We start from the raw sequence: 14,020 nt of genomic DNA, 5'->3' as shown, positions 1-14,020 counted from the left end.
AATTGCTCAGCTTCGGTTGAGTATATAAGTGAGTGATGATGCCATTGAGGGCGTTATGATTCATTGTATGCATTAGTAAAAGCTAATGTTTATAACGCCCCTTGGTCATGAGTATCTGATGGGTGAATGTCAATTTACCGATTTGGCATTATCAATCATGGGAGTGCTTAAAAAGCACCCTCTAATGTTTTTGCAATAGGAAATGGGTCCACAAATGCAAGAAGTTGCTGACGCATTGCGTCTTGATACTGAACTTTCCGCTGATAGTGCAGCGTATATTGAAGAGCTTTACGAACAGTACCTTTCTTCTCCAACCTCAGTAGGTGAGGATTGGCGTCAATATTTCGATAAATTCCCTAAAGGTGACCAACCACACGGAAACATTCGTGAGCAATTCTTATTATTAGGTCGTAATTCAAGTCGTGTTCAGCCTGTTGTGCAAAGTGAAGTAAGTACTGAGCATGAACGTCGTCAAATCGGTGTTTTGCAACTGATTGCAGCATACCGTAACCGTGGTCATCAAAAAGCCAAGCTTGATCCACTAGGTTTGGCTAAACGTGAAGATGTGCCAGATTTAGATCTTGCTGCACATGGTTTAACCAAGTCTGACCTAGATACAGTTTTTAATGCTGGAAATTTGGCGATTGGTAAAACTGAAGCAACTTTAGGTGAGATGGTTAGCGCAATGGAGGCAACATACTGTGCTTCTATTGGTGCTGAATATATGCACATTGTTGACACCAAAGAAAAACGCTGGATTCAACAACGTCTTGAAGGTGCACGCGGTCAGTTCGGTTTCTCGGCAGATCAAAAGAAACACGTACTTGAACGTTTAACTGCTGCTGAAGGCTTAGAAAAATTCCTCGGTAATAAGTATGTTGGTGCGAAGCGTTTTGGTGTAGAGGGTGGTGAATCTTTCATTCCAATGGTAAACGAACTTATTCAACGTGCAGGTTCTGTAGGTTGTAAAGAAGTCGTAATTGGGATGCCACACCGTGGTCGTTTAAACTTACTTGTGAACATCATGGGTAAAAACCCAGCTGATTTGTTTGGTGAGTTTGAAGGTAAAACTTTAGCTAAAAAAGGTTCAGGTGACGTTAAGTATCACCAAGGTTTCTCATCAAATGTGATGACACCTGGTGGTGAAGTTCACTTGGCTTTGGCATTTAACCCATCGCATTTAGAAATTGTTGGTCCTGTGGTTGAAGGTTCAGTTCGTGCACGCCAAGTACGTCGTAAAGACATTGGTGGTGATGACGTATTGCCTGTAATCGTACATGGTGATGCTGCATTTGCTGGTCAAGGTGTCAACCAAGAAACCTTCCAAATGTCACAAACGCGTGGTTATACCGTAGGTGGTACGGTTCATATCGTAGTCAACAACCAAGTTGGTTTTACTACATCTGATCCACGTGATGCACGTTCTACCGAATACTGTACTGACATTGCAAAAATGATTCAGGCGCCAATTTTCCATGTCAATGGTGATGACCCAGAATCTGTATTGTTTGTTGCGCAATTGGCACATGATTTCCGTCATACATTCCGTAAAGATGTTGTGATTGACATGTTCTGTTATCGTCGTCGTGGTCATAACGAAGCAGATGAGCCAGCAGCAACACAACCAATGATGTATCAAGTGATCAATAAAAAAGCGACTACACGTACGCTTTATGCGGATCAATTGGTACAAGAAAAAGTATTAGATCGTTCTGATGCAGATGCTTTAGTTGAAAAATATCGTGAAGATCTTGAAGCAGGTAACCATGTTGCCAATGCTTTAGTGCTTGAACCAAATGATAAAATGTTTGTGGACTGGAAACCATATCTAGGCCATGAATATACAGATGTTTGGGATACGACTTTCCCAATCGAACGCTTAAAAGAAATTGGTACAAAAATGCGCGAATTACCGGAAGGTTTCGTGATGCAGCGCCAAGTGTCTAAAGTGATCGATGAACGTTTGAAAATGCAAACTGGTGAAATGCCATTAAACTGGGGTGCAGCAGAAACTTTAGCTTATGCTTCTATCCTTGATGATGGTTTCTTGGTGCGTTTGACTGGTGAAGATGTTGGTCGTGGTACATTCTCACACCGTCATGCCAAGCTACATAACCAAGTTGATGGTTCGGTTTATATTCCACTGTGTCATATCAAAGAAAACCAGCCACGTACTGCAATTTATGACTCATTATTGTCAGAAATGGCTGTGCTTGCATTTGAATATGGTTATGCAACAACATTGCCAAAAAGCTTGGTAATCTGGGAAGCTCAGTTCGGTGACTTTGCAAACTGTGCGCAAGTGGTTATTGATCAATTCATCTCATCTGGTGAAACCAAATGGGAACGTGTGTGTGGTTTAACATTACTTCTTCCACATGGTTATGAAGGTCAAGGTCCTGAGCATTCATCTGCACGTCTTGAGCGTTTCTTACAGTTATGTGCTGAAGAAAACATGCAAGTGATTACACCAACGACACCTGCACAGATTTTCCATGCAATGCGTCGTCAGGCAATTCGCCCAATTCGTAAGCCAATGATCGTGACTTCACCGAAGTCATTGCTTCGTCATAAACTTGCAACTTCAACTTTGGAAGAGCTTGCAACTGGTACATTCCAGACTGTGATTGATGAAGTGGATCAAATCAACAAACAAGATGTAACACGTGTTGTACTTTGTGGTGGTAAAGTTTATTACGACTTACTTGAAAAACGTCGTGAAGAAAACTTGAACATTGCGGTGGTACGTGTTGAACAATTGTACCCATACCCAGAAAAACGTCTTGCTGAAGTGCTTGCGACATATCCAAACATAAAAGAACTTGTTTGGTGTCAAGAAGAACCGAAGAACCAAGGCGCATGGTTATTCATTGCTCCTCGTTTATACGAAGGTGTAATGAAGTCTGCTCTACAAGTTCAAATTAGCTATGCAGGACGTGAAGCTTCAGCTGCACCTGCATGTGGCTCACCATATTTGCATGCAAAACAACAAGCTCAGCTCGTGAATGACGCACTTGCGATCGTAGCTGAACAATCAGGAGAATCTAAATAATGGCAACCGAAATTAAAGCACCGGTGTTCCCAGAGTCAGTTGCTGACGGAACAATTGCAACTTGGCACAAACAACCAGGTGAAGCGGTATCACGTGATGAAGTCATCTGTGATATTGAAACGGATAAAGTTGTTTTAGAAGTTGTTGCTCCTGCTGATGGTACTATCTCTGCAATCATCAAAAATGAAGGTGACACAGTTCTTTCTTCTGAAGTTATTGCAACATTTGAAGAAGGTGCTGTTTCTGGCGCTACTCAAACTCAAGCAGTTCAATCTGAAGAGAAAGTAGAACAAGCTGCGGCACAAACTCAAGCGGGTAATGCACCTGTTGTTGAGCGTGCTCAAGTACAAGATCAAGCACCTGCAGTGCGTAAAGCTTTAACTGAAACAGGTATTGCTGCTGCGGATGTAGATGGTACTGGTCGTGGTGGTCGTATCACCAAAGAAGATGTTGCAAATCATCAAACTAAACCAGCTGCTGCAGCTGTAACACCATTAAGCGTTGCTGTTGGTGAGCGTATCGAGAAACGTGTTCCAATGACACGTTTACGTAAGCGTGTTGCTGAACGTCTTCTTGCTGCTACACAGCAAACTGCAATGTTGACTACGTTTAACGAAGTCAACATGAAACCTGTGATGGAAATGCGTAAGCAATATAAAGATGCTTTCGAAAAACGTCATGGTGCACGTTTAGGCTTTATGTCATTCTTCGTTAAAGCTGTAACTGAAGCACTTAAACGCTATCCTGCGGTAAATGCTTCAATCGACGGTGATGATATTGTTTATCATGGTTACTATGATATCGGTGTTGCGGTTTCTTCTGATCGTGGTTTAGTGGTTCCAGTATTACGTAATACTGACCGTATGAACTATGCTGAAGTTGAATCAGGTATTGGTGCATATGCTGCAAAAGCACGTGAAGGTAAATTAGCAATTGAAGATATGACTGGTGGTACTTTCACAATTACCAACGGTGGTACTTTCGGTTCATTACTTTCAACACCTATTTTGAACCAACCACAAACTGCTATTTTAGGTATGCACAAAATCCAAGAGCGTCCTATGGCTGTAAATGGTCAAGTTGAAATTCTTCCAATGATGTACTTAGCGCTTTCTTATGACCATCGTATGATTGATGGTAAAGAAGCAGTAGGTTTCTTGGTAACTGTTAAAGAGTTACTTGAAGAGCCAGCTAAACTAATCCTTGACCTTTAATTCTTTAGAATAACAACACGAGTTTAGAGTGATCCTTTAAACTCGTTTTTGGAGATAAGCATGTCTCAGTTTGATTTAGTGGTAATCGGCGGTGGGCCAGGTGGTTATGAAGCGGCAATTCGTGCTGCTCAACTTGGTTTCAAAGTTGCGTGTATCGAAAAACGTGTACACAAAGGTAAGCCATCTTTAGGTGGTACTTGCTTAAACGTAGGTTGTATTCCTTCTAAAGCACTTTTGGATTCTTCTCATCACTATGAAGACACTCTTCATGGCTTAGATGTTCACGGTATTACAGTTGAAAATGTCCAACTTGATCTTCAAAAGCTTCTTGCTCGTAAAGACAAAGTTGTAGATAACTTAACTGGCGGTGTTGCTCAATTGCTGAAAGGCAATGGTATCGAGTGGTTACAAGGTACAGGTAAATTACTTGCTGGTAAAAAAGTTGAATTCACACCATTAGAAGGTGGCGATGTTCAAGTTTTAGAACCTAAATTCGTAATTCTTGCAACTGGTTCTGTACCTGTAAATATTCCTGTAGCAAAAGTTGATGAAGACCTTATTGTTGATTCAACAGGTGCATTAGAATTCCAAGAAGTGCCTAAACGTTTAGGTGTAATTGGTGCAGGCGTAATTGGACTAGAACTTGGTTCAGTATGGCGTCGTCTTGGCTCTGAAGTTGTTGTGTTTGAAGCATTAGATGCATTCTTACCAATGGCGGATAAAGCGTTGGCAAAAGATTATCAAAAACTTTTAACAAAACAAGGTTTAGATATTCGTATTGGCGCTAAAGTTTCAGGTACTGAAGTGAATGGTCGTGAAGTGACTGTTCAATATAACCAAGCAGGCGAAGATAAAACTCAAACTTTTGATAAATTAATCGTTTGTGTTGGCCGTAAAGCCTATGCAGAAGGTTTATTGGCTGAAGATTCAGGCATTAAATTAACTGAACGTGGTTTGGTTGAAGTGAACGATTGGTGTGCAACGTCTGTTGACGGTGTATATGCAATTGGTGACTTGGTACGTGGTCCAATGCTTGCGCATAAAGCAATGGAAGAAGGTGTAATGGCAGTTGAGCGTATGCATGGTCATGCTGCTCAAGTGAATTATGACACTATTATTTCAGTGATTTATACACACCCTGAAGCTGCGTGGGTAGGTTTGACTGAAGAGCAAGCTAAAGAGAAAGGTCACGACGTTAAAACCGGTCAATTCCCATTTGCGGTAAATGGTCGTGCTTTAGCTGCCAATGAATCTGCTGGATTTGTGAAGTTTGTTGCAGATGCAAAAACTGATCGTTTATTGGGTATGCATATCATTGGTCCAGGTGCTTCTGATATTGTTCACCAAGGTATGATTGCACTTGAATTTGTATCTTCAGTTGAAGATTTACAATTGATGACTTTCGGTCACCCAACTTATTCTGAAGTCGTTCATGAAGCAGCGCTTGCTGTTGATGGGCGTGCGATTCACGCGATTCAGCGTAAACGTAAATAACACAAAAAAGAGCGGTTTCGACCGCTCTTTTTACTTTTGATGGTTGTTTTTAATTGAATAATCATCTAAAAATAAAAGAACAAACTTTAATAAATGCCGATAGTTATTGCGATGGAAGTCTAATTATTGGTGTGTCATAACAATGTGAAAAGTAGTAAAAGGTAAAACATGAATCTACATGAGTATCAAGCGAAAACGCTGTTAAAAAAATATGGTATGCCAGTTCAAGAAGGCATTTTAATCACTACGCCCGAAGAAGCATCTGCTGCCTTTGAGCAAATTAGTGGCAAATTCGCTGTGATGAAGGCCCAAGTCCATGCAGGTGGTCGTGGTAAAGCGGGCGGCGTAAAAGTTGTTAAGTCAAAAGAAGAAGCAGCTGAATATGCAAAAAGCCTGTTAGGTACTCGTTTAGTCACGTATCAGACGGATGCCAATGGTCAGCCGGTAAATAGTATCCTTGTTTGTGAAGATGTTTATCCTGTAGAACGTGAATTGTATTTAGGTGCAGTGGTTGACCGTTCTAGTCGTCGTGTGACATTCATGGCGTCTACAGAGGGTGGTGTAGAAATTGAAAAAGTTGCTGAAGAAACACCTGAAAAAATTATTAAAGTCGAAGTAGATCCATTGGTTGGTTTACTGCCATTCCAAGCGCGTGATGTTGGCTTCCAATTGGGTTTAAAAGATAAGCAAATCAGCCAATTTGTAACCATCATGACAGGCGCGTACAAAGCATTTGTTGAAAATGACTTTGCACTATTTGAAATTAACCCACTTTCAGTTCGTGAAAATGGCGAAATCTTATGTGTAGATGCTAAAGTCGGTATTGACTCAAATGCACTTTATCGTTTGCCTGAAATTGCAGCGATGCGTGATAAATCTCAAGAAAATGAGCGTGAGTTAAAAGCATCTGAATTTGACCTTAACTATGTTGCTTTAGAAGGTAATATTGGTTGTATGGTGAATGGTGCTGGTCTTGCGATGGCAACAATGGACATCATCAAACTGTATGGTGGTCAGCCAGCAAACTTCCTTGATGTTGGCGGCGGTGCGACTAAAGATCGCGTCATTGAAGCATTTAAAATTATTCTTTCAGATTCATCTGTACAAGGTGTATTGATCAATATTTTTGGTGGTATCGTACGTTGTGACATGATTGCTGAAGCGATTATTGCAGCGGTTCAAGAAGTAAATGTAACCGTACCTGTAGTTGTTCGTTTAGAAGGGAACAATGCAGAATTAGGTGCTAAATTACTTGATGAATCAGGTCTAAAATTAATTTCTGCGAATGGCTTAGCTGATGCCGCAGAAAAAGTTGTTGCTGCTGTGAAAGCGTAAGGAGTATCAATCATGAGCGTATTAGTTAATAAAGACACAAAAGTATTGGTACAAGGCTTTACGGGTAAGAATGGTACATTCCATTCTGAGCAATCAATTGCATACGGTACAAAAGTAGTTGGTGGCGTAACACCGGGTAAAGGTGGTCAAACTCATATTGGTCTACCTGTTTTCAATACAATGCGTGAAGCAGTAAAAGAGACTGGTGCAAATGCAACATCAATTTATGTACCTGCACCATTTGTACTAGATTCTATTGTTGAAGCAGTCGATTCTGGTATTGAGTTAATCGTGGTGATCACCGAAGGTGTTCCAACCTTAGACATGTTAAAAGCGAAACGTTACCTTGAAACTTATGGTAATAATGCACGTTTAATCGGTCCAAACTGTCCAGGTATTATCACACCGGGCGAATGTAAAATTGGGATTATGCCAGGGCATATTCATCAACCAGGTAAAATCGGAATCATTTCTCGTTCTGGTACATTGACTTATGAAGCAGTTGCGCAAACGACCAAGCTTGGTTTAGGTCAGTCTACTTGTATTGGTATCGGTGGTGACCCAATTCCAGGTATGAACCAAATTGACTGCTTAAAACTTTTCCAAGAAGACCCACAAACAGAAGCAATCATCATGATTGGTGAAATTGGTGGTAGTGCGGAAGAAGAAGCTGCTGAATATATTCAATCTAATGTGACTAAACCTGTTGTTGGTTATATTGCGGGTGTAACAGCGCCTAAAGGTAAGCGTATGGGGCACGCAGGAGCGATTATCTCTGGCGGTAAAGGTACTGCTGAAGAGAAGTTTGCTGCATTTGAAAAAGCGGGTATGGCATATACGCGTAGCCCAGCTGAACTTGGTTCAACTATGTTTGATGTTTTAAAAAAGAAAGGCTTGGTTTAATTTAAAGTTTAAATTTTTAAGCTAAAAAATGGGAGCCAATCGGCTCCCATTTTTATTGGTTGAAGAGTATTGGTTGTATATTCTTGATTGTTAGCATTTAACCTTGTGATCAAGATAGAAAAAAGGGAATTTATATGAGAGTGGTGATCTGTGATTAGCCTTTGACTAAACCACCATCCACAATCAAATTTTGTCCTGTTACAGCGCGTGACCACGGTGATAAAAACATCAGCACGGCATCTGCAAACTGCTCAGGTGTGGTGACTTCTTGTAAGGGTGTGGAAGCAGCGATCAAATCAAACACTTGATCAGGTGTTGCACTACTAGCATCAGTCTTACGTAATAGACCGCCTGAAAGCATATTTACATTAATGCCATATTGACCTAAATCGTGTGACGTTGTGCGGGTAAAGGCCAAAAGTGCTGCTTTAGCTGCAGTATAATCATGATAAGGAACCACAGGATTCTGTACAAGATTGGTTCCAATATTGATGATTCGACCAAAATGATCTTTTTTCATATCTTCTAGTGCAGCTTGGGTGGTGTTTAAAGCGGCTTTTACTGCACTGTCCAATTGCTGTTGCATACTGTGCCAGCTCAAGGTTTCAACTTTTGGACGTAGATCACCATCAAATTTAAATGCCAATAGCGCATTATTAATCACTGAGGTGATTGCATGTCCATAATGCAGTTTTGCCTTTTTAAACATCGTGTTGACTTGATCTGCATCAGTTACATCTGCTTTGTAAATAAAAACTTGTTCGGCATGTTCCTTGGCAAGTTGCTGTGCGGATTCTTCACTATTGAAATAATTTACAACGACTCTTGCGCCTTCACGAATCAAAGCATGGGTAATTGCAAGTCCTAGACCACGTGCGCCACCAGTCACTAGAATAATTTGATCTCGTATTTCCATGTTCAAATCAACTCATTTGATATCAATTTAATTTTAGCACTTTTATCGATGAGACTCTTAGATTGAGAGATGAGTTACAAAGTTTATCAATTGCACATACTCAAGATGAAAAATATAAAAACATCTAGAGAAATTTAAGCATCTTAGTGCATTGATTACATATGAATATTTAAATAATTAAACTTTTTAAATCCTATTGATAAAATGATGGCTCAGAATGATAGTTAATTGGTTTAACATATTGATCATATTATTTATAATTAAAACGAAACGCATTTGATATTGGGTGTGCTTCAGCCATTCTGATCTATATGTAGGCTACAATTAGACTGAACATTTAAGTGACGTATAAACAAACAGAGGAGACAACCATCTTGTTTTATGATTGGTATAACTCCGATAAAAATGATGAATTGATTAGGCAAAACATGCGACCTATTTACCCGCTCAATTTAATGGTCATTTTTATATTTTTTATAAATTCAAATGTTTATGCTTTTGATGATCTGGCACTTATGGCAGAAGAGGCACAAAATCAAATTGTGGAATATCAAGATGAATTATTAGGACAACCAGATCAATTGCAAGATGAGCAATTATTTAAAATTGAAAATCAAGAAAATAGCCTAAGTGATACTGAAATGAGCACTGAGCGAAATGATATTTTTTTTGAACAAGACCAATTGCAAAAAAAGCTAGCAGAACAGCATGAGCATGAATTGGCAGATTATTCAATTTTAACCAATAAATTTTATGAAAATGAGCGTATTCGGGTGTTTAATTATAATGCTTACAATGTACAACAATTAAAGACATCATTGCTCAATCCTTCAAATGATAATCCTGCATCAAGTGAGCTTTATCTTTCTTTTGGTTATGGTATTGAATTTAAGATCAATGCTTTAAACAAAGTCGGTTATGAATACATCTCTAGTTTTCCTTATGATCGTGGGCAATTATTGCGTCTGTTTTGGATTAGAACGCTGACCTATTAACCATAAATATTTTATCGATCATTTTTTATTTCCATGAAGAAATCATGGGGGAAATACTACAACTTGAAACATAAGCTTGTTTAGCACTACACATTAACAGACTAACTTAAACAAAATGAGATGAAGAGGTGAGTCATCATGTTAAACAAAGTTATTGTGTTGGGTGTAGTTGCTATTTCATTAACCGGCTGTATTGTTGCGCCATTTGATGATGGTCATCGAGGTGGTCATGGTCGTTATGATCAGCGACATGATTCGGATCATCGCTGGGATCAGCGTCGTGATGGTGATCGACATCGTTATGACCGAGATCGCAATGATCGTGACTGGAATTGGAAAGGGCGTTAATTCTTTATCTTAAATATAAAAATGGGCAATGCATGCCCATTTTTTCTATCTTGTTGTTTGAAAATATATGAATGAAGTAACTGATATCATTTCATAAAAACTAATTTATATCTTTGTAGGGTGGCACTGCCGCATTTTACATTGAAAGTTTAAATATATTTGTGTAGGCAATAGCGTATTTTTTGTAGGGCATGCCACACGAGAACAATACCCTATATTATTTTTTTAAATAAACCTGCTTGTACTACACCAGCTTTGGTTTGTTTCTGTAATTGCCATGTTGAGGGTAAATTCAGTTGATTTAAGCTACGATCTGCTTCTACATAAATCAATGCTTGATCAGATAAGTATTGATCCGCTTTTTGAGCCAATTCATCCCATAAATTTAAACTATAGGGTGGATCTAAAAACATTAAATCAAACTGTTCATTTAAATTGGATAAGGCTTGTTGTGCTGTTTGTATTTTTAGCTGACAGTTATCAGCTTTGAGCAACTGAATATTGTCTTTTAAAAATTTAGCTTGCGTGGCATTGGGTTCAATCATGATGACATGACGTGCACCACGTGAAAGTGCTTCAAATCCTAAAGCACCTGAACCTGCACAAAGATCTAAGACTTTGGCATTTTGAATATCCCACATCAGCCAGTTAAACAATGTTTCACGAACTCGATCAGGTGTAGGACGTAAACCATCGATATCAGCAAAAGGAAGAACTCGACGTTTCCATTCTCCACCAATAATACGTAATTGGTTTTTCACTTTATTATTCACTGATATCAGCCTCAGGTACAGGTGGGGGAGTGGGTTGCGTCGAAGTCGTACTATGACCTTGAGTTGGTATACGGTTTTGGGTAGCCGTATTGGTCTGCGTATTTGGCTTCGGTTTAGGCAAGGCATTTGGATCTGCTGCAAGAGAAACATCACCACTTGGCAGTTCACCCGGTTTGATGCCAGCTGTCATTAAGCCTCCACTGACTTGATGGTTAAGCGGTACAATTGGATTCTTTTTGCGAGTCAGCAACCAGTAATCAAACACAGGACGAGCAATCTTGGCAGCAGAACCACCATGTTTACCATTTTCCCAAATCACCGCAATGGCAATTTCAGGGTTTTCAGCAGGTGCAAAACCAACAAATAAACCGTGGTCTAATTGTCTTGATGTTAGTGCTGCTTCGTTATAACGTTTGCCTTGGGCAATACTCTTCACCTGTGCTGTACCTGTTTTACCTGCGATTTGGTACATTGGTGTACGGATACCACGACCTGTACCTGTTTGAATAACATCAACCATTGCATCACGCATTTTAATCCAGTCTTCATCTGTACCACTGAAGTTGATTTTTCCTGTCGGGGCATTGAGTACTTCATGCTTTTTCGCCCCTTTGGATTCACGTAATACGTGTGGTGTGACATGTGCACCATGGTTGGCGGTAATTGCTGTTGCCATCGCCAGTTGTAATGGAGTCGCGGTAAACGCACCTTGACCAATACTGACAGAAATGGTTTCACCCTTGAGCCATTTGCTTTTTCGGGTACGCATTTTCCATTCAGGACTTGGATATAAACCTGTACTTTCGCTTGGTAAATCTACCCCCGTCTTTTCACCGAAACCAAATTGGCGCATCCATTCATTCATGCGGTCTATACCCATCTGGTAAGACAAGATATAGAAGTAAGTATCACAAGAAACCACAATTGACTTATGTAAGTTGACTGAGCCATGTCCAGTCTTTTTCCAGTCACGGAATTTATGTGAATCGCCGGGTAAATGGAAATAGCCAGGATCGGAAATAGCAGTTACCCAATCCACCGTTTTAAAGTGAATACCGCCTAAGCCTTCCATCGGCTTAATCGTAGAACCGGGAGGATAGGTTCCTTGGACTGCACGGTTATAGAGCGGTTGATCTAGGTTGTCACGCAAGGCTGTATAGTCTGCATGTCCAATACCTGTTACAAATAAGTTCGGGTTAAAACTTGGGCTTGACACCAGTGCTAATATTTCACCAGTTCGTGGATCAATTGCGACGATTGCACCACGACGATCTTTAAGCTGTTCTGCTGCAATGGTTTGCAGACCATAATCGAGTGAAAGATATAAGTCATTGCCTCGGGTAGACTCTTTACGGCCTAAATGACGTAAGACATTACCATGTGCATCGGCTTCAATCGATTCATAACCAGGAACACCATGTAGTAAATCTTCATAGGATTTTTCTACACCAATTTTCCCGATCAGGTTGGTTCCAGCATAACTATCTTTATCAATTGCTTTGAGTTCTTTATCGTTAATACGACCCACATAGCCAATAACATGGGCAAATAGCTCACCATGTGGATAATAGCGGGTCATTTGTGTTTCGATATCAACACCCGGAAATTGAAACTTGATTTCACTAAAGCGTGCAATATCTTGTTCTGTTAGGTTTAGCTTTAAGGTGACTCGTTCTGTTTTTTTAGAGGCTTTAATCCGGCTATTAAAACGGTCAATATCTTCTTGATTCAGATTTAAAATTGGAATTAAACGCTTAACCGTATCATCTATATCTTCGACATCGGCTTTGCTGAGGGTTGCAGTAAAAACAGGGTAGTTATCTGCCAGTAAAATCCCATTACGATCATAAATATAGCCACGTGCTGGTGCGATAGGCTGTAGTCGAATACGGTTTTTATCTGATGCTTCACTAAATTCTTGGTGATGGAAAATTTGCAGATAAGCATAGCGTGCAACCAGAAGGCACATAAAAAATGAAACAATACCAATCGCAAAAAAGACACGACTACGAAAGATGCGTTTTTCTTGTTGGACATTTTTTAGAGGAAACTGCTGCTTCATACGTCGTCGGCTTTAGTACTTAAAGATGGGTGAATTTAGGGGTCAAACATTTTACCCCAGATTGAGTCTTAAAAATTAAAAAACACAAATAACTCATCAAAATATATTTTAACTCAGTCTCTGCAACAAATTTGTTATGCCGAATGCAGGTCCGATGACATTTCACCTGAAAAATACGCATCGTTGTAAACATTGATGAATTGTCAACAGAGCCTATATGGATTTGACCTTAGCGACATTAAATTTATAGCGTTTTGTATATGAGTGCCAAAATAATTCTGTTAAAGTCGAGCCTTAAGGATAAATAGATTCGACCTAAGTTAAGATTAGGGATAATGGAGAAAATAATGAAAAAAATCTTTCCCTTATTAATGTTAGTTGCTGTCGGAAATTTCGCGCATGCTGATGTTAAAGATTATTTGCCAGATATGAAGGGAATTTTACCAGAGGCAAAGTTTAAGCCTGAAGATGCTTCTAAATGGAATATTGGTGCGGGTGTAACGCAACAGATGGTCCATGCGAATGGTGAATGGGTAAATCCTTATGGAATTGCGTATACTAAATTAGGTGTTTTTTATAATGGCGACCATGAATTTGCTGGTCAAGTCGGCTATAGAATTCCTGTAGTATTAAATGGTAAAGATAAAAATGGATTCTATGTTGGGGTCTATGGCGGAACACTTAAAAGTAAAAAAGTGGACGGAAGTGATGAAGTCCAATATGGTGGTGGTGCCGATTTATCTTATGTTTTATTGAATAAAGAGCGTATAAGTACATTTAGTGTGGGGATGGGTGCAGGTAGTGAACTTCATAATAAAAATGGAGATATGGTCCTGGAAACTCGTCCACAAATACAATTTGCTTATACCTTAAGTGTCGGGTTCTAAAGTTTTTATGATTTTATCCATATCCTTCGACCGCAAATAGA

The 14,020-nt window shown here is 39.6% G+C and carries 11 protein-coding genes; 8 read left to right on the top strand and 3 right to left on the bottom strand.

From position 1 onward, the window contains the following. The first annotated feature begins 214 nt into the window (after positions 1-214). From F981_RS00765 to sucD, 5 genes are all read left to right on the top strand, one after another. Positions 215-3,052 (top strand): 2-oxoglutarate dehydrogenase E1 component, encoded by a 2,838-nt coding sequence (locus F981_RS00765; protein WP_004717282.1) that lies wholly within the window; start codon positions 215-217, stop codon positions 3,050-3,052. Further along, on the top strand, positions 3,052-4,266 hold the full coding sequence (gene odhB, locus F981_RS00760) for a 2-oxoglutarate dehydrogenase complex dihydrolipoyllysine-residue succinyltransferase (protein ID WP_004717280.1): 1,215 nt from the start codon (positions 3,052-3,054) through the stop codon (positions 4,264-4,266). The genes F981_RS00765 and odhB overlap by 1 nt, the downstream gene beginning before the upstream one ends. Before the next feature lie 60 nt (positions 4,267-4,326). Continuing rightward, the gene (gene lpdA, locus F981_RS00755) at positions 4,327-5,760 is read left to right on the top strand and encodes a dihydrolipoyl dehydrogenase (RefSeq protein WP_004717278.1); all 1,434 of its coding nucleotides are present in this window, start codon (positions 4,327-4,329) and stop codon (positions 5,758-5,760) included. Positions 5,761-5,928: 168 nt separating this feature from the next. After that, positions 5,929-7,095, top strand: a complete 1,167-nt coding sequence (gene sucC, locus F981_RS00750) for an ADP-forming succinate--CoA ligase subunit beta (RefSeq protein WP_004717276.1) — start codon at positions 5,929-5,931, stop codon at positions 7,093-7,095. Positions 7,096-7,107: 12 nt separating this feature from the next. Beyond that, positions 7,108-7,998: a succinate--CoA ligase subunit alpha gene (gene sucD, locus F981_RS00745; protein ID WP_004717274.1), complete on the top strand. Its 891-nt coding sequence runs from the start codon at positions 7,108-7,110 to the stop codon at positions 7,996-7,998. 154 nt (positions 7,999-8,152) lie between these two features. Here sucD and F981_RS00740 read toward each other — a convergent pair whose 3' ends face one another. Then, complete coding sequence (locus F981_RS00740) at positions 8,153-8,914, bottom strand: 3-oxoacyl-ACP reductase (protein ID WP_004717273.1); 762 nt, start codon at positions 8,912-8,914, stop codon at positions 8,153-8,155. 515 nt (positions 8,915-9,429) lie between these two features. Here F981_RS00740 and F981_RS00735 point away from each other — a divergent pair. Both F981_RS00735 and F981_RS00730 read left to right on the top strand, forming a co-directional pair. Next, the gene (locus tag F981_RS00735; protein WP_228129006.1) at positions 9,430-9,909 is read left to right on the top strand and encodes a hypothetical protein; all 480 of its coding nucleotides are present in this window, start codon (positions 9,430-9,432) and stop codon (positions 9,907-9,909) included. A gap of 138 nt (positions 9,910-10,047) precedes the next feature. After that, positions 10,048-10,257 carry a hypothetical protein gene (locus F981_RS00730; RefSeq protein ID WP_004717269.1) on the top strand — a complete coding sequence of 70 codons (210 nt, stop codon included), beginning with the start codon at positions 10,048-10,050 and terminating at the stop codon, positions 10,255-10,257. Between the two features lie 212 nt (positions 10,258-10,469). Here F981_RS00730 and rsmD read toward each other — a convergent pair whose 3' ends face one another. Then, positions 10,470-11,018, bottom strand: a complete 549-nt coding sequence (gene rsmD, locus F981_RS00725; protein ID WP_016539125.1) for a 16S rRNA (guanine(966)-N(2))-methyltransferase RsmD — start codon at positions 11,016-11,018, stop codon at positions 10,470-10,472. Positions 11,019-11,022: 4 nt separating this feature from the next. Beyond that, positions 11,023-13,092 (bottom strand): penicillin-binding protein 2, encoded by a 2,070-nt coding sequence (mrdA, locus tag F981_RS00720; RefSeq protein ID WP_004717265.1) that lies wholly within the window; start codon positions 13,090-13,092, stop codon positions 11,023-11,025. A 347-nt stretch (positions 13,093-13,439) separates the two neighbouring features. On the opposite strand from mrdA, the gene F981_RS00715 reads away from it, so the two are divergent. Next, positions 13,440-13,979, top strand: coding sequence for a hypothetical protein (locus F981_RS00715; RefSeq protein WP_004717263.1), 540 nt, complete (start codon positions 13,440-13,442; stop codon positions 13,977-13,979). The last annotated feature ends 41 nt before the right edge of the window (positions 13,980-14,020 follow it).

Origin of the sequence: Acinetobacter guillouiae CIP 63.46 (genome assembly GCF_000368145.1) — a bacterium.
Classification (GTDB): Bacteria; Pseudomonadota; Gammaproteobacteria; order Pseudomonadales; family Moraxellaceae; genus Acinetobacter; species Acinetobacter guillouiae.
The sequence above is the reverse complement of the archived record's forward strand: the minus strand, read 5'-3'. Positions and strand labels throughout refer to the sequence as shown.

What these genes read in the sequence shown, in the direction of transcription:
- F981_RS00765 (WP_004717282.1), top strand. Translation starts at nt 215, where the DNA reads ATGCAAGAAGTTGCTGACGCATTGCGTCTTGATACTGAACTTTCCGCT.
- odhB (WP_004717280.1), top strand. Translation starts at nt 3,052, where the DNA reads ATGGCAACCGAAATTAAAGCACCGGTGTTCCCAGAGTCAGTTGCTGAC.
- lpdA (WP_004717278.1), top strand. Translation starts at nt 4,327, where the DNA reads ATGTCTCAGTTTGATTTAGTGGTAATCGGCGGTGGGCCAGGTGGTTAT.
- sucC (WP_004717276.1), top strand. Translation starts at nt 5,929, where the DNA reads ATGAATCTACATGAGTATCAAGCGAAAACGCTGTTAAAAAAATATGGT.
- sucD (WP_004717274.1), top strand. Translation starts at nt 7,108, where the DNA reads ATGAGCGTATTAGTTAATAAAGACACAAAAGTATTGGTACAAGGCTTT.
- F981_RS00740 (WP_004717273.1), bottom strand. Translation starts at nt 8,914, where the DNA reads ATGGAAATACGAGATCAAATTATTCTAGTGACTGGTGGCGCACGTGGT.
- F981_RS00735 (WP_228129006.1), top strand. Translation starts at nt 9,430, where the DNA reads ATGGCAGAAGAGGCACAAAATCAAATTGTGGAATATCAAGATGAATTA.
- F981_RS00730 (WP_004717269.1), top strand. Translation starts at nt 10,048, where the DNA reads ATGTTAAACAAAGTTATTGTGTTGGGTGTAGTTGCTATTTCATTAACC.
- mrdA (WP_004717265.1), bottom strand. Translation starts at nt 13,092, where the DNA reads ATGAAGCAGCAGTTTCCTCTAAAAAATGTCCAACAAGAAAAACGCATC.
- F981_RS00715 (WP_004717263.1), top strand. Translation starts at nt 13,440, where the DNA reads ATGAAAAAAATCTTTCCCTTATTAATGTTAGTTGCTGTCGGAAATTTC.